This is a genomic window from Chromobacterium sp. CV08 (assembly GCF_051129845.1).
In the GTDB taxonomy this organism is placed as follows: domain Bacteria; phylum Pseudomonadota; class Gammaproteobacteria; order Burkholderiales; family Chromobacteriaceae; genus Chromobacterium.
In genome coordinates, this window is the sequence record NZ_CP150453.1 from 3,034,433 (window position 1) to 3,056,562 (window position 22,130).

Annotated in this window: 18 protein-coding genes and 1 pseudogene; 2 read left to right on the top strand and 17 right to left on the bottom strand. The window is 62.8% G+C overall.

Annotated features, from left to right (window positions below; translation table 11 throughout):
• Position 1: 1 nt before the first annotated feature.
• The 7 genes from WNM05_RS14140 to WNM05_RS14170 form a co-directional block, all read right to left on the bottom strand.
• Entirely contained in the window at positions 2 to 2,116 is a 2,115-nt protein-coding gene (locus WNM05_RS14140) for a DotA/TraY family protein (protein WP_434627757.1), read from the bottom strand.
• Positions 2,117 to 2,125: 9 nt separating this feature from the next.
• Entirely contained in the window at positions 2,126 to 3,751 is a 1,626-nt protein-coding gene (locus WNM05_RS14145; protein ID WP_434627759.1) for a hypothetical protein, read from the bottom strand.
• Positions 3,741 to 4,730, bottom strand: a complete 990-nt coding sequence (locus WNM05_RS14150) for a hypothetical protein (RefSeq protein ID WP_434627761.1) — start codon at positions 4,728 to 4,730, stop codon at positions 3,741 to 3,743. Before WNM05_RS14150 ends, WNM05_RS14145 begins: the two co-directional genes overlap by 11 nt.
• A 16-nt stretch (positions 4,731 to 4,746) precedes the next feature.
• Positions 4,747 to 5,478: a M23 family metallopeptidase gene (locus WNM05_RS14155; protein WP_434627764.1), complete on the bottom strand. Its 732-nt coding sequence runs from the start codon at positions 5,476 to 5,478 to the stop codon at positions 4,747 to 4,749.
• Positions 5,475 to 6,239: a hypothetical protein gene (locus WNM05_RS14160; protein ID WP_434627767.1), complete on the bottom strand. Its 765-nt coding sequence runs from the start codon at positions 6,237 to 6,239 to the stop codon at positions 5,475 to 5,477. The genes WNM05_RS14155 and WNM05_RS14160 overlap by 4 nt, the downstream gene beginning before the upstream one ends.
• A gap of 159 nt (positions 6,240 to 6,398) precedes the next feature.
• A complete protein-coding gene (locus tag WNM05_RS14165) occupies positions 6,399 to 7,169 on the bottom strand; it encodes a hypothetical protein (RefSeq protein ID WP_434627770.1) in 771 nt (256 codons plus the stop codon).
• 128 nt (positions 7,170 to 7,297) lie between these two features.
• Positions 7,298 to 7,759: a lytic transglycosylase domain-containing protein gene (locus WNM05_RS14170; RefSeq protein WP_434627773.1), complete on the bottom strand. Its 462-nt coding sequence runs from the start codon at positions 7,757 to 7,759 to the stop codon at positions 7,298 to 7,300.
• A gap of 456 nt (positions 7,760 to 8,215) precedes the next feature.
• Between WNM05_RS14170 and WNM05_RS14175 the strand changes: the two genes are divergently transcribed.
• Together WNM05_RS14175 and WNM05_RS14180 are read left to right on the top strand one after the other, a co-directional pair.
• Positions 8,216 to 9,352: a site-specific integrase gene (locus WNM05_RS14175; RefSeq protein WP_434627775.1), complete on the top strand. Its 1,137-nt coding sequence runs from the start codon at positions 8,216 to 8,218 to the stop codon at positions 9,350 to 9,352.
• 906 nt (positions 9,353 to 10,258) lie between these two features.
• Positions 10,259 to 10,498 carry a hypothetical protein gene (locus WNM05_RS14180; RefSeq protein ID WP_434627778.1) on the top strand — a complete coding sequence of 80 codons (240 nt, stop codon included), beginning with the start codon at positions 10,259 to 10,261 and terminating at the stop codon, positions 10,496 to 10,498.
• 607 nt (positions 10,499 to 11,105) lie between these two features.
• On the opposite strand, the gene WNM05_RS14185 is transcribed toward WNM05_RS14180, so the two are convergent.
• The 10 genes and pseudogenes from WNM05_RS14185 to WNM05_RS14230 all read right to left on the bottom strand — a co-directional run bounded on the left by WNM05_RS14185 (position 11,106) and on the right by WNM05_RS14230 (position 22,122).
• Entirely contained in the window at positions 11,106 to 12,365 is a 1,260-nt protein-coding gene (locus WNM05_RS14185; RefSeq protein WP_434627780.1) for a hypothetical protein, read from the bottom strand.
• Complete coding sequence (locus tag WNM05_RS14190) at positions 12,365 to 13,312, bottom strand: ATPase, T2SS/T4P/T4SS family (protein ID WP_158300805.1); 948 nt, start codon at positions 13,310 to 13,312, stop codon at positions 12,365 to 12,367. Before WNM05_RS14190 ends, WNM05_RS14185 begins: the two co-directional genes overlap by 1 nt.
• A 46-nt stretch (positions 13,313 to 13,358) precedes the next feature.
• The gene (locus WNM05_RS14195) at positions 13,359 to 13,937 is read right to left on the bottom strand and encodes a type 4 pilus major pilin (RefSeq protein WP_434627783.1); all 579 of its coding nucleotides are present in this window, start codon (positions 13,935 to 13,937) and stop codon (positions 13,359 to 13,361) included.
• A 79-nt stretch (positions 13,938 to 14,016) separates the two neighbouring features.
• A complete protein-coding gene (locus WNM05_RS14200) occupies positions 14,017 to 15,120 on the bottom strand; it encodes a hypothetical protein (protein WP_434627785.1) in 1,104 nt (367 codons plus the stop codon).
• Entirely contained in the window at positions 15,120 to 16,985 is a 1,866-nt protein-coding gene (locus WNM05_RS14205; RefSeq protein ID WP_434627787.1) for a hypothetical protein, read from the bottom strand. Before WNM05_RS14205 ends, WNM05_RS14200 begins: the two co-directional genes overlap by 1 nt.
• Positions 16,986 to 17,003: 18 nt before the next feature.
• Positions 17,004 to 17,636 carry an ATPase, T2SS/T4P/T4SS family gene (locus WNM05_RS14210; protein WP_434627790.1) on the bottom strand — a complete coding sequence of 211 codons (633 nt, stop codon included), beginning with the start codon at positions 17,634 to 17,636 and terminating at the stop codon, positions 17,004 to 17,006.
• 103 nt (positions 17,637 to 17,739) lie between these two features.
• Positions 17,740 to 18,378: pseudogene (locus tag WNM05_RS14215) on the bottom strand (ATPase, T2SS/T4P/T4SS family); the annotation flags it as partial.
• 383 nt (positions 18,379 to 18,761) lie between these two features.
• Positions 18,762 to 19,166: a hypothetical protein gene (locus WNM05_RS14220; protein WP_434627793.1), complete on the bottom strand. Its 405-nt coding sequence runs from the start codon at positions 19,164 to 19,166 to the stop codon at positions 18,762 to 18,764.
• Positions 19,167 to 20,453 (bottom strand): type 4b pilus protein PilO2, encoded by a 1,287-nt coding sequence (gene pilO2 / locus WNM05_RS14225; protein WP_434627796.1) that lies wholly within the window; start codon positions 20,451 to 20,453, stop codon positions 19,167 to 19,169. It lies immediately after the preceding gene.
• 1 nt (position 20,454) lies between these two features.
• Positions 20,455 to 22,122 carry a PilN family type IVB pilus formation outer membrane protein gene (locus WNM05_RS14230; protein WP_434627799.1) on the bottom strand — a complete coding sequence of 556 codons (1,668 nt, stop codon included), beginning with the start codon at positions 22,120 to 22,122 and terminating at the stop codon, positions 20,455 to 20,457.
• Between the last annotated feature and the right edge of the window lie 8 nt (positions 22,123 to 22,130).

A 22,130-nucleotide genomic window follows, 5' to 3' on the forward strand; every position in this document is an offset into this window, starting at 1 on the left:
CCTATTTGCCGACGCGCTTGTGGCCCCACACGGCGTTGCCGACCGTGGACGCGCCGCCGGACATATCGGTCAGCCGCGGCGTATTGACCACGCCCAGCTGGTTCTTGCCGTCCTGCAGCGAATCGGACTGCGGGTTGATATTCAGCCAGTTGGCGATCCGGTGCGGCAGCGAAACCATCAGGCCCATCGTCATGAAGGTGACGCCTATCACCACCGCGGCCATCAGCATCGGCTTGACCAGGAAATCCAGCGCGGCGCCGATGGCGGTCGAACCGGTCACCGACATCATCATTTCAAAGGCGAACGGCACCGCCACGTTGAATAGCGTCATCGACGCGCAGAAGCCCAGCACCACCAGCAAGGGGAATAGCGTGACGTAGGCCAGCAGCCCCCAGCCGGTCTCGGCGCGGCTGTGCACCAGCGAATCGCCGTCCGGCAGCATGTGGAAGATCATCCACAGCGGCGAGGCCAGCACCGCCACCACCAGCCAGATCACCCACTCCAGCGTCATCAGTACGAAGTAGATGGTCGGCAGCGACGGCAGCAGCATCGTCAGCACCATGCTGGCCATGATCGCGGACTTGGCCATCATCGTCGCCACATCGGCCATGCCGGCGCCGGAGATCGACTTCACGGCGTCCGAGATCATCGCGTTGTCGCCGGACGACTTCGCGGCCTCGCACTTGGCCGGCGCGCCGGCAGGACCGGCCACGGTGTCGCGGCTGTCGCAGACCAGCATGTCCAGCGTGGTGGTGCCGAACATGTTCAGCAGGCCGCCCAGCCGCTGCACCGCGTCGAAGGCGCCGACGTCGTAGGCGCTGTTGCCGAAGCCGAACAGCAGATTGCGCAGCACCCGGTTCTCCACCTGTATCTGCAGCTCGGTCAGCACCGACACCGCGCTGGCGTTGGCCGCCGAGGCCAGGTTGCCGAAGAAGCCGCCCAGAATGCCCTGCACCGAGAAGTTGACCGTCTTGAACGCGTTCTTGAACGCCATCCTGGCCTGGTCGTTCAGCGCCATGCCGGCGCGGGTCTCGTCGCCGATATCCTTGAACGTGAAGCTGGGCTCTCCGGAATAGTAGATGTAGTTGTCGATTTCGCCGCTGAACGACGAGTACTTCTGGTAGAAGTTGCCCAGTCCCGGCCAGCCCAGCTTCTGCACCGCCTTGACGTTCTCCTTGATCACATCGCTCATGTCCATGTCTATGGCGCTGTTCATCTGCGTCAAGTAGGAGCCCGCCAGCAGCGACAACGAATTCTCGTCCAGCACGCCGCCGGTCTTGCGCAGCAAATTCTCCACGGCCTGCCGCAGCCAGGCCGCCGCGCGCTGGATGGCGCCGCACTGACTGGACAAGGGCGCCCGCGAACAATCGACCTTGCTGCTGTCGTAGTTGGCCGGCGTGCCGGCCGCCGCCGTGCCCTGTCCGGACGAGGCCGGCGTACTGGCGCCGCTGCAGATGTCCGACACCGACTGGGTGATGGCCTGGGTCGAACCCGATATCGCACCCCACAGCGTCGTTGCGCTGCTCGCGCCGCCGCTGGCATCGCGCTTGCCGCCGCCGGACGCGCCCGGCGTCGAACCGGCCAGCCCCAGGTTCTTCGCCGAATCGACGCACACCACGCTGGCCGTGATCGCAGCGAAGGCGGTCGCCGCCATCGCGGTGTTGTTGAACAAGGAAACCGGCCGGTTGTGGACGTAGCCGTTGCCGGGCAGAAACACGCGGGACGCCAGCACATTGGCGGCCTCGTTGCCTATGTAATTGCCCAGCAGCGCCAGGCCCACCACCATCACCTGGATCGCGGACAGCCCGCCCGGCACCACAGGCGCCGAGAACATCAGGCCGCCGACGCCGCGCAGCGGCACGATCACCGCCGACCAGCGCTTGCCCAGCACCACCCCCTCCTGTGACGAATAGATCAGGCCCATCGCCATGATGTAAAACGTGATCAGCGGCGTGAACCACAAGGCCACATCGGCCGCCAGCGCCATGCCGGTTGTCATCGGCGCCGAATTCACCCCGGTGGCGTGGATGCCGTAATAGGACAAGGCGTCGCTGCCCAGCACCCGCTCCAGAAAAACGAAGCCAATGCCCTTGGCCCCTTCGCTCAATACGCTCATACCTTCCCCCTATCGCCCATTGATCGCGCCCGCCGGCGCGCCCTGGCCCAATCCGGCCAGCTGTCGCTCGCGCTCGGCATTGCCCTGCATGCCGGACGAGGCGGCGAACAGCCGCTCGAAGCGCAACTGCGATTGCGCGGTTTGCAACTGGATCTCCGTCGACAACTGCTTCAGCATCACCTTGCAGCCATTGGCCTGCCCGACGCTCAGCTGGTCTATCACCTTGGGCGTGAACATCTGCACCGTGCTCATCAGCTGGTTGATGCGATCCTGCGCCATCCAGCCCTCCAGATAGCTGTCGTAACTCTGGCTGAACACCGAGGCCTGCTGCGCCCGGATCGCCAACTCCTCCTGGTACGCCGGCGAACCCGGCGGACTGGTGAACGGCAGCGTCGGCTCCAATCCCAGCGTCAGCCAGGCATTGCGGCGCACCAGTTCCCTGTCGGCCGCGCCGGCCGGCTGCAGCCGGCCATCGGCGCCCAGCCTCGGCCCTATCGCATACGGCCGCATCACCGCCGCGCGGCGCTCGGCCGGGTAATTGCCCACCCAGGCGTAGAACGACACAGGCTGGTCGCCGGCCTGCAGCCAGCCGGCCAGCTCGCCGCGCTCCTGCCGCGCATGGCGCTCGATCACCTGCTGGTTGGCGCGCACGCCGCCCGAGGTGCCGAAGTCGGACGCGCCGTCGGCGTTCGGATAGGACGGCAGTTTCTGCTTGCCCCAGGTGGCATCTTGCTGCTGGCGGCCGATATTGCTTTCGAAACCCAGTTTTTTCAGATACAGCTCGAATTCCTTGCGCATCTCCTCGATGCGGTGTTTCCAGTTGTCCAGCTTCTGCTTCTGCGTCAGGTACCAACTGATGAACGGGCCGATATAAGGCACGTTCCTGATGGTTTCCGCCGAGATCCTGGTGGTGATGTTGTCGCGTATCACCTGCTTGATCCAGGCCTTGAAATAGTCCTCGACCTGTTGCTTGACATAGTCGGCCGCGGCATTGACCAGCGACTGCACGATCTGGTCGCCGTTCAGGCTTCCAAGGTACTGCACCGTCGGATTGCGCGACGCCCACACCACCGCGTCGGCGACCTGGCCGGCCAGGCCGGGCAAGGCCTTGGCCATATCCTGGGCGATCGCCTGGTTGCTCATATTGGCCAGCACCTGCGGCGGATACTTGCCCTGGACATACTGGATCAGCGCCGCCTGCATCTTGGCCACCAGCTCGTTTGCCAGCGCGTCGGGCATGCCGTAGTAGTCCAGGCTGGAAGCTTCCAGCAACTGCGGCCGCAGCCAGCCGTAGTCGCCGACCGCATCGCGGTAGGTCTGGCTGCCACCGCCGGCCGGCATCGCCTGGGCATCCTGGCGCAGCTTGGCCAGCTGCCGCTCGACATAGGCCTGCTGCAACGGCGGATAGCCGCTCAGCGTCTGGCTCTGCGCCAGCGCCTGCAGCCGCTGAGCCAGTTCCGCGCCGCCCCGGCCGGCCCCGTAGCCGGCCGCCGCCGCTTCCGCCCGCGCGGTGGCGATGGTGCCGGTCAGGCCGGGAACCATCTGCATGCCCAGCAGGCAGGCCAAGACCATCCCCGACACGCCCTGGACCCAGCGCTTGCCTGCCGCGGCCTTCAGGCGTCCCTTATTTGGCATAGCTCTGCACGGTCTGGCTTTGCCGGAGCTTGCGCAGGCGGTCGCCCATCGCCAGCCTGGCGTTGTTGGCCGCCATCACCGCCAACAGACGCTCCTGCCGCAGCGACGACTGGTACTGGCTGAGCAGCAGGCCGGACTGCACCGCCAGCAACTGCACCTGCGCCTTCATCGCGGTGCCGGGATTCATGTTCTCTATCGTCTGCTGCGACATCGACAGCAGCACGTCGGACACCGTCTTCACCTCCTCGGCCGACAGGTCGTACTGACGGTAACTGTCATAGGCTACCAGCTGCGCCGAGTTGTAGCCGATGCGGCGCGCCTCGTACTCCTGGGCCGCAGGATTGTCCTTGATCAGACCGGAGGCCGCCGGCGGCACCGGTTCCAGGCCTATGGTCAGTTTGGCGTTGTAGTCGGCCAGCTTGCGCTCATCGGCGCTGGGCACATCGCCCGGCGCGAACGACAACGGTTGCTGCACCTGCTGCTTCTGCTGCGGCGTGGCGCTCTGGAACCAGTTGGCCAGCGCGCCGTAATAACCCTGGATGGCCGTGCTCTGATCCATATTGCCGGCCATATTGCCGGTGACCGCCTGCAGCTGGGCGGTCATGCCGCGGCGCGCCGTCATCGCCGCGCCGGGCGAACCGGTGTTGTTGGCGTCCTCCGGCACCGAGCCCGGCTTCGGCAATGCGTTGCCGCACCAGATATCGCATTGCTGCTGGCGGGTCTTGTCGCCCTCCTGCCCCATCTTGTCGCGCATCGCCTCGGCCTGCTGGCGCAACTCCAGCATCTGCTGCACCTGCTGCGCCAGCTGCTGTATCTGCTGCTGGAGAATCTGCACCACCTGGCCCAGGATCTTGTTGAGGATATCGGTGGGCCAGTCGGCCAGCGCCGCCGTCGGCGCCAGCGCCAGGCCGCCGCCCAAGGCCAGGATCAGCACCCGCCGCTTCAGCGGCAGCAAACGGAATTTCGTCTTGATATGCATTGCATCAAACCTTTACTCAATACGGATTGGACGAACGGCCCGGCTCGTCCAGGCGCCAGCCCTGACTGGCGACCGGCGGCGGCTGGATAGGGCAGGCATCCCAGACCGGATCGGGCGCGTCGCTGTCCTTCGGCCATTCGACCGTGTTGTCCGGCTCGCCGGTCTCCTTGGCCTCGCCCTGGCCCTTGTCCGGCACCGATGCCTTGCCGTCGCACAACATCGTGGTCGGGCCCTTGGGCGGAAACGGGTTCTTGTAGACCTGCTCATGCGCCTCCCAATGCAGATTGGGACCGGTGTTGTTGCCGCCGCTGATGCCGGAATAGCCGAGCAGATCGCCGCTACGGACGCGCTGGCCGCTTTTCACCGCGATGCTGCCCAGATGCAGATAGCGGGTCAGATAGCCGTTGGGATGCTTCAGATTGATGAAATTGCCGGCGTTGCTGACGTTGTAGGCCACCCGCTCCACCACCCCGTCGGCCGGCGCGTAGATCGGCGTGTTCGACGGCAGGCCGATATCGTCGCCGTAATGCGGCCTAGTCTTACCCAGCACCGGGTTTCTGCGCGCAGCCGAAGCCGGACTGGTGACGCGCACCGACCCCTGGAACGGCATGGCGAAACAGAAACCGCCGTTGCCGCCGCCGACGACCGCCGAGTCCGCGCCGGCGCGGCCGGAAGTCAGCAATACGCCGGCGCTGCCGGCGGCGATTGCCGCCAGCGTGGCGGCGAAACAGGCCAGGAAAGTCTTCATTTGTCGAGCTCGTCCATTTTCAGCCAGACCGCGCGCGCGGCCGCGATCGCCCGGCGATGCCCGGCGTAGTAGGCATCGTCGCCGCCATCGTGCCGAAGACGGGAAAACAGGCTGCGGCTCAGATTGTCGGCCAGGATGGCGCAAGCCGCGTTGTCCGGCCGCTGCATCGCCGGGTCGTACAGGTCCAGCGCCGGCGAGGTGACGGCCGCGACGTAGTCGTAGCGATTGAAGCGGATGGTGGAAAGGTAGGCATTGCGGCCGGCGCGGGCGATCTCGGCCTGGCGCGCCAACTTGTCCAGGCGGGCCTGACGCGCCTGCGGCAGCGTCGCCGGCCGCTTGCAGCGCGGGGGACCCGGCTCGTCGCCGGTCAGCTCGACGCACCATGCCGACGCCGGTCCGGACAAGCGGTCGAAACGGGCGCGCGCGCTGCCGGGCTCGGCATCGCCGAGCGCCGAGAACTGATAGTTGTAGCGGAAATAATCGCCGGCCATCTTCCGGCATCCGGCTTCGAACAGCACCCCCGCCAGCGCCAGCGTCGCCTTGTCGCGACGGTCGCGGATGGCCGTCATCATCCCATCGGCGCCATTTTCGGCCAGGAAGGCGCTGAATGCCTTGTGCGGCCGGACGCGCGCCAGCCCGTCGATGGCCGCGGCCTCGACCGCCCGCGTGACCACGGCATCGGCGCGCACGGCGGAAACCGCCTCGGCAGCCGCGGTCTGCGCCAGCGTCAACAATAGCATCACAACGGGGATATCCCTCATTTCCTCACCAAAATGTTTATTAAAATGTATACTAAATCAAACTTTATCAGAAGCCGGGCAAAAAAAACACTGTTTTGTGACACCGCCGCACCATCCGTCATCGGACATGTACTTTATGCCAGGGGAACGGAACGCGTCCGCCCCACCCGGCGCGGCCGCTCACTCGTCGGCGACAGTCTGCTTTTTCTGCCTCACGCCCTTCCGGCGCGGCGGCGGCGCCGGAATCAGCGACGAATTCAGCGCGGCGATGTCCATGAACTCGTGCAGCATGTCCAAGCTGCGCGTCGTCGCCTCTTGCTTGACCACGATGTTCTTCTCCTCCATCAGCAGCGTCTCGCGGATGGCTGCGACGATTTCCGCCTTGCCGCGCAGCTCCTTGTCCGCCTCGATGTCGTCCAGCTTGGCCAACAGCCTCTGCAGCACCACCCGGGCGCCGTCGCGCTCCTGCTCGGCCTGATGTTCGTACGACTTCAGCAGATCGTCCATCTCGCGCGCGATGATCTGCACCTGCGGCTCCGGCTTCACCTGCTTGCGCTCCCAATGGGAGACCGCCACCTTGCGCCGGCCGAACAACTGGGCGAAGGAATCCTGGTTGATCGACAAGCGCAGTCGCAGCGTCGGCATGTCCACCTGCCCGAACGGAAAGCGCTCCGGATGCGCGGCGTACCAGCGCACCAGATTGGCGATCGCGCCGTCCACCGGCGTATCGGCGTTCTTCTTGACGATGGTGGACCAGCGGCCGTGGGTCTGGATACCGAGCGCCGCCAAGGCCTGAGCGACCGTGGCGCCGAAATACTCCTTGAACGCGTCCAGATCCCGCCCGACGATGGGCCTGTCCTCCGGAAACGCCAGCACCGCAGGCCGTCTGGCCGAGACGTCCATGACATCCTCTTTGCCTCCGCCGGGAAGCAGGGATTGTTGTTGGTTCATTCTGTACCCCAATACATTATGCAAAACATACACGCGGAATCGATGCAGTATACCTTACACCTTCCGCCACCACCGTCGGCCGATGGCGCGCCCATTGCCGTCCGGGCCGCGCTCCTCCGCCATCCGGCTCATCCCCAACCGGGATATTCCTGGCGCAGCGTGGCCCAGATCTTCAGCACATGCGCGGCATACGACCGCGCCCGCGCCGGATTCGGACTGTGATAGGCGCCGATGCCGGCCTCCCAACTGCCTCGCCTGCCGACTTCCGTCGACAACAGCCAGGCAGCGACATGCGCATTGACGCAAGGATCGTACAGACGCGCCCGGTCTATGCCGTAGCGCGCCAGCTTGGGCAGCCAGTAGTCGTTGATCTGCCAGTAGCTGATATCGACGCTGCCGTTGCGATTGCGTCCGGTGACATACGGATTGTCGAACTGCACGCCGGACTCCTTCACTTTCAAGGCCATCAACAGCAGATACGGCACGCCGAAGCGGCTGGACGCATCCAGCGCGCAGTTGGCCGTGCGGCGGACATCGAAGTGCTCCGGCGGGGCCGCGGCGAGCGCCGGCAAGGCAAGCACCGGCATCATGACAAGCATCCCCGCAATGAAAAGTTTTTTCATAATTACTATTATATTGAACTTTTATCTAAAAAAAAGCGACTCAGGATCCAGAATATCTCCGATCACGCCACAACAATTCTCTCGATGCGGGATGCCGCTCGGCCTTCCGGACAGCCTCCGCACGGTCCTCCGCACAGGCCAAAAACAAAATACAGACAATTCCCATTATAATTAGAACAACTGGCAGTCCGATACGACACTGCGCCCCGAACTCGATGCCGGAGCCTTCCTCGGCAATTCCCCCGACTGCGCCGCAAGCGTTTTGCGCGTCTACTGGGCCAAAATCGCAACGGCCAGACCCGCGCGCGGCAGCGGCCGTTCCGCGTAAAACAGGACGAGAATTACCCCCGGCATGCTCGCCCCAAGCAGAAAGCCGTTTATCGGCCCTCGACGCGCCGACTCAAGTGAAGACAATCGAAGCACATGGACCCGAATCAAAAACTCAAAGAAACGCTGGGCATCTACCGTGACAGAATCTCCATCCTGAAAAAGGGATACGCCCAAGAACGCTACCGCATAGAACAGATCAGCCGCTCGTTTCTGGGCGACCTGACCACCCGGGAGATCACCAGCGTCGATATCGCCAGCTACCGCGACCAAAGGCTGGCGCAAAACAATCCCAAAACCGGCAAACCGCTGTCCACCGCCACGGTACGTCTGGAAATGTCGCTGCTCAGCAACTGCTTCGACATCGCCCGCATCGAATGGGGCCTATGCGACAGCAATCCGGTTTCCAACGTCAGAAAACCCAAGATCCCGCCAGGCCGGGACCGTCGCATCACTCCGCGGGAAGAACGGCTGATCTTGCGCTACGCTCACGCGCACTCGAACCCCCAGCTCTACTCCATCGTCGTCATTGCGCTGCAAACCGCCATGCGCCAGGGCGAGATCCTCAATATGCGCTGGGAATACATCAACCTGAAAACCCGCGTCGTGCATCTGCCGGAGACCAAGAACGGGACCAAGCGCGACGTGCCGCTGAGCCTGAAGGCGCGGGATGCGCTGATCAGGCTGGGCGTGCAAACCAAGGGCCGGGTCTTCGGCTATAGCTCCGCCGGCTTCAAATCCACCTGGCGCGTGATGATGCAGGCCCTGGACATCCAGGACCTGCACTTCCACGATGCTCGCCACGAAGCCATCTCGCGGCTGTTCGAACTCAACAGCCTGGACATGATGGAGATCTCGGCCATCTCCGGCCACAAATCGCTGAGCATGCTCAAACGCTACACCCACCTGAAAGCGCACAAGCTGGTAAGAAAGCTGGAGGGAAACAAGAGCAAGGGTAAGCAAGTGGTATTGGATCACATGATCCCCTACCCGGCCGTCGTCATGCATCGGCAAAACACCGTCACCGTCCGTCTGCTGGATTTCGACGATCTGCAGGAAAGCGCGGCCGACGAGTTGCTGGCCATCCGCTTGGCGAGGGACGCCTTGCTGCGCCGCCTGATGACCAATATGCGGGACGCCATTCCAATTCCGCCGGCAGACCATTATCTGGATCGGGTCGATGAGCACAAAGTCATCATGATCGACCCATTGGCGGCCCATCATGTGGCATGAGACAAATTTTTCGAGAAAGTATCAATGAAAATACAGAAAAATCATAATTAAAACATAATGATACAAATCACATGATGTGTCAGAGACGGGAGATGCTCTTGCCAATCCGGTCGGTGGGATCGATACAAATCTTTCACATCGATTAACACTACAGTTTCAGCCGTGAATCAAGCATGTACAATTTTTGGCGACCCCAACCCTCCAAAATACAATGCACTCCAGTATCAGCTTACATGCGGATCTCGATATTGTTCTATCATGCTTGGTTACGGATTTGGAATGATTAATGAGAATGGCCCCGGCTATGATAACGAGAAGCCATTTTATTCCGATAAAGACGCTAGTGTGTCAATCGCATGTGCGAAATAGCTTTTTGCCAATCCGGTCGGTGGAAAAAACAACTGTCACCATCCGGTGGGCAGTATCAATTGAGAAGGTTTTACCACGGAGGTGGAATTATCTCTTCCGTAGGAAATCCCATGAATGATTGGTTAACAGCTTGCCCTGCTGGGTATTCAGACATTACATATTGGACAGGACAAAGCTATCAATACTCAGAATGGGATGCCTATTATGAAATGCATTTTTGCACTCCATCTAGCTAACATGCCTTGAGCATCTTGCCAATCCGGTCGGTGGACAAAGCAACTATCAAGCAAACCATATGTAACATACAGTCCCGTCATTGGGTCTGGACAAGTCTATCTTGGAATTCAAGACTATTGCAGCTTATCTATATACGCTCAGGACTATAGCAACTGGCGGCAATGTCAGGTTTCTTCTAACGGGCCAGGTTGGTATCTGACAGCAACTTCAAATTCCTCCTGGGTCCAATGCCAAGCCGTTTGTATTACTTATAAATAAAAAATAATTCAAGCTAATCAATCAAAAATCGACAGTTGCAAATTGGATTACATTGCCAATCCGGTCGCTGGCATTCCACATCTCAATCCCTATATGTTGCATGTGGAGCAATTGGAAGAAGTAGCTCTTTTTCAAACAGATACGGGGGGTCAACTTTCGCCACATGTGCTGCTGATGGAAACTGGCACACATTTGCAACCTGCGGAGGCGATAATCACTGTGGTGGCATTGGGGATTATATTGGAATTTGGCAGTAGCACTCTAACTTATGAGACCAACTAGTTACTGAAAACAATCGATTGACTGGTTACTTGCAAATAAATCTCTGTTCGTTATATATTTTATTAATTAAAGTATGCACAAGTAGCTCGCCTTGGCGGGCTATTTTATTTTAATTTTTCCCAAGTAAGATTGAAGAATTTTATTTTCTATCGAATGCATGAAGCTGGTCACTAACCCACAAAATGCAAAAGGCATAAAATTTATCATCCCGTAATTTACCTGCATATTTTAAAGTGGATTAAAATAAAATAAAAGGCCGAAGTGCCGGCCTTTTCATGTATCCGATAGCCTTCTAGGCTATGCTGCGCATATTGCCCATACTTTTGCGGTTTCCCCACCACTGCTGAGTGCTATCACAATTAAATTACCAAGCATTTCAACTGGCACAGAAAAGCAATCCAAAAAAACCACCATCCGTATCACATGCACCGCCACCGGAAATGACTTTCTCATTAGAATTGCATTGGATATTTTCAGACGGCCATTTTCATGCCCTTCCGGTTCCGACCACAATGCATACTGTGTGGTAGAGGTAGTCCTTTCCCACCAAATGGGTGGCAGGCTACTCAAAAAAACGAAAGAACTGGTTTCTAAATACGTTTCAGCGTCAATGACAACAATAAGCGTTTGTCCCGCAAGCGCCACCTGAACAACTGTAGTGAGTCACTACCCCCGTCATGGTCCACCCTGCAGGGCAAAATCCCGTTCTTCCCCAGTAGCCATCAGATGCCTGGCCAAACTCTGAGCAGGAGCTGAAGCTATTATCTTTTGACGCACTTTTCCAGCGACCGGATTGGCAAGAAAGTATTAACCCATTGGCATCTCTTGCAATCGTTCCGTCAGGACTACAACCATTCCCCTCCACGACCTGCTGCATCGGATACAGATACTGCCCCTTCACGAACCCATTATTCGAAATGACATCGCCGTTTGCCGTCATGCCGCCTCCAGCCGTCACACTCCCCCCAGCGGCCACGCTGCCTCCTGCGCTAACATTCCCATTCGCAGCTTTGATATCACCGTTGTTACTGGTAATCCCCCCGTTGCTCGTGATACTGCCCCCACTGGTGATGCTGCCGCCAGACGTCATCGTCCCGCCCATCGCCAGATTTCCTCCACCGGTGATGTTGGCCGCCGCCGCGATATCCTTCCCCCCCATATTGAGCGTGCCCAGCATCTGCTTGCTGCCATCCAGCCTCAAGAACACATTCATGTCCGAGCGGTTGTAGCCGCCGCGCACCGCGACGATGCCGCCGGGCGTGCCGCTCACCGGGTTGGCGATAGGCAGTGTGGTGTTGTTTCCGGTCTGGAAAGTGAATTGCGCGGTATTAGGCGGCATCGACGCTCCGCCGTCGGTGCCGATCTGCTGCACCGCCGCCCCTGCCGCCACATAGTCGACGGCGTTGGCCGCGCCCGGGAACGGCGTGCGCAGCGGCGTATCGACATAGGTCAGCGAGATGACGTTGCAGGTGCCGGGCGTGCTGGCACTGCATTGCCGACCGGCTTGGCTGGGATCGTCGCCGCTGATCACGATGCGGTAGCTGGCGCCGGCCAGCGGCGGGACAGTGCCCAGCCCGCGCATGCCGGTCACGGCGGCGATCTCGGCCGCGCTGGGACTCAATGGATTGGCGACGTTGGCGATGGTGCCGCCCTGGCCGACGATGATGCTGACCAGTTTGTCGTGGTTCTGCACCACATAGCTCTGCACGCCTTTGCCCAGGTCGGACAGCGCATTGCCCAGTATCTGCCCGCGGCTCACCCGCCATTCGTTGACCTGCCGGATGCCCAGATAGGCCAGCCCCATGCCTATCATGGCCACCGCGATGGCCAGGCCGATCAACATTTCGCCCGCTTGCTTCCTGCGCATCACGCCCCCCTGCCTTGTATGTTCTTGCGTCGCTGAATGTCGATCTCCCCCTCCAGCCGGGCGTACTCCCCCTTGTTGAGGAATTGGGACAGATCCTTGCGGTCGCGCAGGTCCAGCGAGGTGACCTGCGGAATGCCGTTGTCTAAGCGCTGGTGGAACACCATGCGCAGCGAGTCGGCGATGAATTCGTCCGCCTGCGCCTCGCCGCCGGCGCGAGCCAGCGAGGCCAGCCGGCGCAGCGCGGACGGGATGTCGCGCGAGTGGATGGTGGACAGTACCAGGTGCCCGTCCACCGCGATGCGCAGCAGTTCGGCGGCGCTGTGAGCATCACGCACCTCGCCTATCATCAGCATCGAGCGGTCGCGCGCCGGGAAGGAGCGCAGCGCGGTGGTGATGGCCTCGGCGTAGCGGCGGTCGAAATTGAATTCCTGCCCCGACGGCGAGTCGGCCACGTCTATCTGCGTGCAATAGCCGTCGCCGTGCCAGCCCTCGATGACGATTTCGACCGGATCCTCCACCGTTTGCGCGAAACCGCCGAACTTCTCCAGTCGCGACACCACCATCGCGTTCATCGTGGTGGTCTTGCCGGATCCGGTCAGTCCGGAGAACAGCACCAGGCCGCCGCTTTTCTTCAATTCGTCGGACAGCATCATCGAAGTGTGGAAGTCCAGCAGGCGCAGATCGCCGAGCCGAGGCGCCTTGTTCATCACCAGACGGCAGGCATAGCGGTACTGCTGCATGCGCTGCACCCGCCAACGCAAGCCGCCTATGGTGATGGTGAAGCCGGTACGGCGGCCCACTTCCTGCTGCTCGGTGAGCACAACCTCGGTCAGCTTCATCAGGAAATTCTTGTACTCCTCGCCGGGTTTGACCTGCCCGGGGAAAAGCACGCTGGATTTCCAGTCGCGCACATGCAGCTGGACATCGGTAATGATCTGTTGCGCCATGGACTTTCCACTGCTCCCTTGCATGCCCGTCAAAGCCTTGCCCTGCTTAACGGGCGAAGGTGAATTCCAATGTGGCCGGTGTTGTCGCGGTGGCCGTCGCGCAGTTCGTCGCCAACAGACCCATATTGATGTTGGTGCCGGCAGGAAGATCTTTCACTGCCACCGTCCCGACTCGAATGCGTCCAAACAGGGCCTGCACGTTCGGCACCAACTTGGCGCAGGCTTCAGCCGTGTAACCGCTGGAAGTGATCACGATGCCGTCGTTATTGCCAAACAGCGTGCCTGCCGTCCAATTCACCTGCCCGCCGAAGCGGTTCAGAATGGTGGTGCCATTGACTCGATCCGGCGGCGACAGCCGCAAATTGATTGCGGTCGCGGTATTCAATCCGGTCGAGTCCATGCCGGTGCCGAACACGCGCAAGGCGTTGGAAACCGATTGCTGGACATCCGAAGTCTCGGAGTTGACCTTGATATTGGTCATCACCGTCGGCACCACCAGGAAGCCCACCGACAGGATGAAGGCGATGATGCCGACCGCCACCGACAGCTGAATCAGGTCAATACCCGCCTGGCGCTTCAGCGAGCTGCTTCTGCCAGTAGCTACGCGCCGTTTCAAAGCATGCATGGAATCTCCAATGTGCTCATTAGTTGTTAAATAGAATACATACTATATCAAACTTTAAAAAAGCATGGCAAACGATAAATCAGATCCCGCCGCCGGTCATCTGCTGGATTTGGTTGCCGGCCTCCAGCGCCGTCATCATCATGCCGGCTATCGTCAGCAGGATGAACAGGCCCACCACCACGATCAGGATGTTCCGCATCACCGCCGACCTCTCGCCGATCTTCTCCGAGATCTCCTCAATCGTCGTCAGACCGATCTTGCGGATGCCGCTCTCGAAGTTGCTGCGCTCGGCGTATTCGGATATCCGGTCGAAAATCTCCTCCGAGAACAGGCCGGTATCGATCGCGTTCAGGATGCTGCGGTTGCTGGTCAGCGCCAGCCGGATGCGTGCCAGATGCCAGCGCATCCATGGCGTCGCGCCCTGCTCCAACAGCACCACCGCGTCATAGATGGCGGTATTGGCCTGCGACAGCGCGGCCAGCGACACCAGGAACTCGCTGGCCTTCAGGTCGCGGTACACCGAATACGGCAGATGCCGGTCCAGCCGACTGCGCAGGGGACTGGCCCAGCGCGGCAAGGACCAGAAGTACAGAACGGCCAGCAAGATGGGAACACCGTAGATCAAGTACCAGAAGTGGCGTATCGCCTGCGACAGGTAGTACAGCACCTTGCCGATCAGCGGAAACTTATCGGCCGGCATGATCTGCTCCATGATGGGCATCATGCCCAGCGCGACGCCCAGTTGCACGCCGGTCATCAGCAACAACAGGAAGATCGGCAGCGCGATGGCCATCTTGATCGCCTTGGCGTTGCCCTCGCGTATCTTCACCACCTTGGCCAGGAAGCGCAGCGCCTCCGGCAGATCGCCGCGTTCACCGGAGCCGATCACCATCAGGTCGTCGGCCGGAACCGTCCCTTCCCAGGCGCCGCGCAGATTCATCGACGCCGCGCGGTCGCGCCAGTAGGCGAACAGCGGAGCCATCGGATTGCCGCGCTCGCGCGCCAGCATGTATTTGTGCGAGAACAGCTCGTACGGGTTGGCGCCGTCCTCGATCGAGTCGGCCAGGTCGCCGTAGAATTTGGTGCGCAACGCCAGAAACTTGCGTCGCGCGCGCGGCAGACCGGCGTATTTCTGCTGCCCGGCCGGCCCCAGACCGAAAAAGCGCTTGAGCCAATCCAGCATCACGCGCCCTCCACACTGCGGTAATCAACCCGGCCGGCCTGGATCTCCTGCAGCAAGCGGGCGCTGATGCGCTGGTCCGGCCGCAGGCCCTTGTCCACCAGGTCGGCCGGCATGACCGCGCCGAAGTCGCGCTGGCACAGCTTGCCGTCCCACACCTCGCTGAGCCAGATCTCGCCGGCATAGCCGCTGCCGCAGCACGGCTGGCGGACATTGCGGGTCCGGATATGGCCGAAGTCGACGTTGCGGAAGTTGCTGACCACCTCGGTCAGTTCGCGGGCCGCCTGATCGGCGTCCACCGGTTCGGCGCACGAGGGACACAAGCCCGGCACCCGCATCGTGTTGACGCCCATCGTCACCCGCCCCCTGGCCCAGCCCGGCTGGTCTCCCAGCATGGCCAACAGGGCCGACTGTGCCGAGGCGTGACGCCCCGGATACACCGCCAGCACCGGCGCCAGGCTGTTTTGCAGCTGACGCGCATCGGGCTCGAGCAGGCGTTGCGGCAAGCCGGCGGCCCCCCCGCCCAGCGCCAGGCCCTGGCTCCAGGCCTCGGCCGCCAGCGCGGCGGCCAGCGGTTCGGCCATTTCGCCTGCGACGAAGACGATGGCGCCGGGGCGCGACAATTCCTTTACCAGCCTGTTGATCGCCATGCGGTCGTCCAGCCCGAAGGCGGCCAGACCGGCCGGCTTGCCATGACCGCCAAGGCTTAGCGCGGCGCTCCAGATGCCGTCGTCGTCCGACGCATCCGGCCTCGCCAGCCATTGGGCGGCGACATCGGACGGCAGCGGCGCCACCGCCTCCATGCCGAAGGCGGTCTCAAGCAGCAGCAGGCGCTTGCCGTCCGGCAGCGGCGCCGCGTGCGCGCGGCTGGCGCCGGCCACGTCCAGCGCCCTCCCGACATCGCCGCCGGCGACGATTTCGGCCCACAAAAAACGCCGCAGCGCCCAGCGGTAGGCGTAGGCGGGCAACAGCGCCACCCTGCAAGACTGGCCGCGACTTTCCAGCTCGCGATGGCAGGCGGCGACGTCGTCCACCGCACGCGGGTCTCCGCCGTCGACGACGATCAGCGCGCGCGCACCCACACTGTCGCCCTTCAGGTAGAAATAGCCGTTGCGGCCCAGATCGTCGCGTTCGCGCGTGGCCGGCGGCAGATCGGCGCGCGCGGCGACCGGCACCCGCGCCAGTTCGTCGAAAGCCATGGCCGCGGCCGCCACCGGCCAATGCGCGGCGATCTGCGCCACATAGCGCTCGTCATTGACCAGGCCCAGCGCGTCCAGGCTGGCCAGCACCTGCTCGGCGCTATGCCCCAGCATGCCCTGCTCGGCGGCGACCCTGGCCCAGGCCGGCACCGGCAGCGCGTCGTCGACTTCGCGCTCGTGCACCTCGATCGCCGGCTGGCGCACCGACTCAACCAGCGGCGCGTGGTAACCCATGTCGAAATCGTCGGCACCGTGCGCGCTCTCGCCGCGCGCCTCCTGCGCCAGGCGCTGCAACAGCGCCAACCGCTCCTCGCTGAGTCCTTCTCCCCGCCGCGCCGGCGGCGGGCTGGGCGGCAGCGGCGCCAGGATTTCCTCGACGGACGGCTGCGCGAAAAAATCGCGCGGTCCGGCGGCCGCCTCCGGCGCCGGGTCCTCGGACTCGACCGCCTTCGCTTCGGCCGGTCCGGCCACCGCCTGCAGCGGCAGACCGAAACCGCCGTCGCGGAACACCGGTTCCGGATGCTCCGGGAGCAGGTCGGGATCCACCGCCAGCGGCAGCACTTCTTCATCGTCCTCCGCCGGCATCGCGGCGGCGGCCCTGTCTCCGCCATGCTTGCCATAGCCGAATCTGCCCAGCAGACTCTTGAAGGCGTCGTCGCCATTGGCCATCTGTTTTCCTCGCATCAATCAATTGGCCAGGTTCAAAGGCCGGTATTTCTTCAGTTTGCGGAACGCCGATTCCACATCGCGCGGATCGAGCAAGCCCAGCGACATCTTGTAGATCGCATGCTCCATCGCGGTCTTGCCCAGCATGCGCGGATCGTGCAGCCTGCCGTTGCTCTTGGCGCGCCAGTATTTCTCCGCTTCCCAGAAACGGCCGTCGCGTATCATCGGCAGCATTTCCTCGGTCACCTCGCACACCTCGGCCACCACGGTCTGTCCCTTGGTGCCCAGGTGGCGGCATTGCGGGCAGCCGGGCCCCTCCACCTTGATCGCGCCGACGTCCAGGCCCAGCGAGGCGATGGTCATCAGGTAGTCGTCGTCCAGCACTTCCGCCGCCGGCAGGCAGCAGGCCGGGCACAGCACCGGCACCAGCTTCTGGTAGACCAGCGCGGTGAGGAAGTCCGGCGCCGCCAACGAATCGATGGGGATGCCGATCTCCTCGTCCGACAGACGCGGGATGATGCCGAAGCCGCTGGACGCGTGAACGGTGGACAGCACCTGGTGGCCGGTCTGGGTCATCGCCTTGGCGAAGGAGCCGGTTTCGGCGTCGCGGATTTCGCCGCCCATCACCTTGTCCGGATCGCCGCGAAGCAGCACCTTGGCCGCCGCGCCGAACGGCGTCTCGCCGCCGTCCTTTTCCTCCTCCTTTGCGCTGGATCGGAATCTGGGTGACGTGCGGCTGGATGTATTCGACCGGATCCTCGATCGAATAGAATTTCTTGCCGGAGTCCCGCTCGTAGGTCATCAGCGTGCGCAAGGTGGTGGTCTTGCCGGAGCCGGTTTCGCCGGCGATGATGGTCAGACCCGGCGAGCGGTAGACCGCATCCTCCAGCACCTCCACCTGGTCGTCGGAATAGCCCAGCTGCGCCAGCGTCAGGATGTCCTTTTCCACCGCCTCGTTCAGCAACACCCGCAGCACGATGTCCACGCCGCGGTTCTCCTTGACGCTCTGGAAGCGCAGCTGATAGCTGCGGCCGCGTATGCTCAGGTTGATCGAGCAGCTCTGGTGCTTGTTCTCGTCGAAGTGGTTGTGGCTGCGGCTGCTGGAGTCGGCGCGCGAGTTGTAGGCGGTGGATACCGCGTCCATCATCGCGTTGAAGTCGCGCAGCAGGCGGTCTTTCGGATCGCTGTCCCGCAACTTGCCGTGGATGCGGTAGCGCACCAGCACCTGGCTGCCGTCGCGGAACTCGAAGTGGATATCGGTGGCCTTCAGGTCCACCGCCTTCTCCACCACCAGATCGAAGTTTCGCTGGCCGCCGGTCTTGGCGTCGCCGTCTCGCTGGGCCGATTCGGCGCCGTGCTGCTGCAGCTGCGAGTGCACCAGCAGGATTTCCTCCATGGTGCCGACATAGATGCCGAAGCAGCTCCATTTGGTGCGCGAGCGCACGCCGACGTCGAAACGCTGCAGCAGGTCGGTGCCGTGCAGCTGTCGATAGGCGACGTCCTCAAGCAGCAGGATGTACTGCCTGGCCTTGGCCGATCCCAGCAGCAAGGCGCTGTTTTCATAGCCGGGCAGCGCGAGGTCGCCCTCCTGGCGCCAGCCGTGGTGGCGTATGGTTTCGGACTTCAGCCCGCCTATCCGGCGAACCGGGAGGCCCTGCGCCGCGAGCGCGCGCGCGCGTCGGGCCGGGCGGCCGCCTGAGCGCCGCCCTTGGCGTCGCCGCGTCCCATCACCTCAGAAAGCCAATTCCGCATGGCTCAACCTGCCTCTCGACTTCGCCTTCAACGCGGTTCCGGAACCGAGGGAACACCGGCATCCATCAACAGCCGCTTGCGCTTGCCGCCGTGGGCGATGTCGACATAATCGTCGCCGATCGCCACCACCTTCCACGACTGCACGGTGTCGCCGTCGCGCACCATCTTGCCGTATTTGTTGTCCACCACCAGATAGGCCTTGCGCAGCTTGCCGTTGCTCTGGATGAACACCACGTCGAACAGCTGCGACGAGCCGTCCTTGCCGCTATCGGCGTGCCGCTTTGCAAGACCGGCGGCGTAGCCGCCTGCGACGGCAGCGGCGGCAGGCCGCCCGCCGGCACCACCGGCGCCGGCGTCAGCGCGTTCTTGGCGAAGCTGTCTATGTTTTCCGCCGAGGCGCACAAAGGCAGCAGCAGCAACAGCGCGATCCATTTATTGGACATAGAAATTACCCTTCGCGGTGAATTCAGGTTTTTTGTCATTGATCGTCACCGCCATTTCGTCGATCGTCATATTACCCACCCGCCTCATCAGTCCCGGCACCGAGTCGATGAAGGCCAGGTGCCCCTGCATCGCCCAACTGCCCTTGATGATCTGCCGCGCCGCGGCGGACCGGTTTTTCAATGCCGGCGGCAGCGGCGCCAGCGGCTCCATCTTGCCCAGCGCCACCGCCATCAGCTTCTCCGCCTTGTCCCCGAGCTGCACCGTGCCCAGGTCTTCCAGTTCCTGCATCCGCACGCCGGCGGCCAGGTAGAAGTCACGCGACGGAATCGGCTTTACTTCTCGCGATGGCTTGCCTGCCAGAAAGGACACCCTCTCGATGGCGCTGCCCATGTCCTGGAATTCGATGCGCGGCCGCGCTTCCATCAAGGACTTGAAAGTGCCGCCGTCGTGCCGTTTCCAGTACAGTTCGCAGACGCCGTCCTTGCACATCGCCTTGTCCAACTGCCAGCTGCCCGCCTCGCGCGGCAACTGCGCTATCGTCTGTTGCATCGCCTGCGCATAGGCCGCGCCATGATCCAGCGGAGCGCTCTGCATCGCTTGCTCCTGCCGGCCGCGGAATTCCTGCAGCGGATCCGGCTGTGCCGCCGCCATCTGCGCCATCTCCCGAGCCTGCCGCTCCTGATCGGCCATCCACCACCAGGCGCCGCCGCCTGTCGCGCCCATGATCGCCAGCAACACCACCAGGCCCAGCAACTGCTTGCCCGGCAGCGGCAGCACGCGGCAGCCCGCCTTCTCCTCGTCGGTCAGCGAGGTGACGATGTCTTCCAGATTGACGTGGCGGGTCACCGCCAACAGGTCGTCGTCGATGTCGCCGAGAATGGTGACCCCGGTGCCGACCTCCTGGATGAACTGGCGCGCCGCGTCCAGCGCCGCCTCGCGGGCGATCACGCGGTCCTGCGCCGGCTTGCCGTCGTGTATCGCGATGAACAGCACGCGGCCGGGGTCTTCCGGGTCGCTGTGCAGGAACAGCAGATTGGGATCGTCCGACACCACCCGCAGCAGGCCGGCCAAGGCGAATACCTGGCTCTTGCGCACATTGGCGTTCAGGCTGGCCAGGCCGGCCACCCTGATGCCCAGCGAGTTCTGCAGCACCAGATACTGCTTGGCGCCGCGCCTGCCCGCCAGCTCGCGAACCTCGTCGGCCTCCTTGCTCAGTCCCAGCAGCGGTTCCCACTGCAGTTCCACCGCCAGGTTGCCGAACAGCAATCTGGCCATGTCACACTCCCTCGGTCAGTTGCGGCGAGATCACCACGATGACTTCCTCGTCGTCCTGCATCGACGACTTGGTGCCGCCCTCGTAAGCCACCACCCCCTTGCGCGCGGTATTGCTCTTGGCGCGGCGGAAGCCGCTCAGAATCAGCGTTTGCCCGGACTTCAGCGAGGCGCGCTGCATGGTCTGCACCGACGAGGTGTTCGGCGTCTGGATGGTGTTGTCGCCGGAAGTGACCTTGGTGATGTCTATCAGCTCGGACAGATCGATCTGCACCTGCAGCATCACGCTGCGGTTGTCCAGCAGCGTCGGCATCAGATTCATCACGAAGCCGGTGGTGATCAGGCCCGGCGTCAGGCCGGTGCTCGGCGCCGAGCCGTTGGTGCCGGCCGTCGACGTGATGCTGGCCAGATAACCCTGGTTATTGGTCACCGCCACCGGTGCCGGCTGATTGTTCAGCGTCACCACATTGGTGTTCACCACGGTGCTGACGCGCCCCTGCTGGCTCAAGGCCTGCAACAATATCTTGCTGCCGTTGAACTGGCCGGAGTTCATCGTGATGCCGAACACGCCGGCGCCGTCGGTCGCGCCGGCCGGCATCGCGAAGGTGCTGCCCCAGCCGCTGGAGGCCGAACGATAGACCAGGTTCCAGTCGACGCCGGAAGCGCTGTTCTCGTTCAGCTTGATCGAGAACACCTGCACAGACAGGTTGACCTGGCGGCCCAGCACGGCGTTTTCGCCGTCGATGTAGCGCCGCACCCGGTCCACCACGTCGGCGGAGTCGGTCACGGTGATCGAGCTGGTCATTTCCGACGGCATCGCCTTGCCCAGCGGCGACAGCATGCTGTTGACGGTATCGGCCAGCTTGTCCCAGTAGCGCAGCTCCGAGGTCATGCTGACCGAGGAATCGGAACCGAAGCTGAGCGTGGCGCCGCCGGTCGAGCCACCGCCGCCGCCGCTGCCACCGCCGCTGCCGCCCGAGGTGCTCTGCGAGCTCTTGCCCACCTTGGCCGTGTAACTGGACACGCCCGGCATGGTCTTGATCTGGAAGGTGCGCGTCATCAGCCGCGAAAACTCCACCACGCCGTTGCGATAGCTCCAATTGGTCCCGGTACGGTTGGCCACCGCGTCGAGCAGGCCCCGCAGCGTGCCGGAGTAGTTGATCTGGGTACGCGGCTCGGCGTCCATCGCCACCGAGGCCAGCGGCGAGTTCATGCCCGGCATCCCGCCGCCCATGCCTCCCGGCAGCGGCGGCATGCCGGTCGGCGGCATCGGCATGCCGCCCGGACCGGCGTTGTTGCCGCCGGCGCCCTGCTGCTTGGACTGGCTGATGCCGAAGATATCGCGCGCCAGCCGTATGGTGACGCCCTGCTCCTTGGAAATCTGCTCGGCGATCATCGACAGCGGCAGGGCGCGGCCCGAGGAGAAGCCTGCGGACTGCGAGAATCGCGCCGGCAGCGCGTCGATCTCGTCCATCACCACCGAACGCTGGGCGAACCAGGCGCCGCTGTCGTGCTCCATCAGTTGCGGCTGACGATAGGACAGATTCTCCTGCGCGCTGCGCAGCACGGTTTGCGCCGCCGTCACCCTGTCGTCGGTCTTCTGCAGCATGCCGGGCGTGCCGCAAGCGGACAGCACCGAGACGCCGCACACCGCGGCTACGATCTTCTTCATGCGTCTTT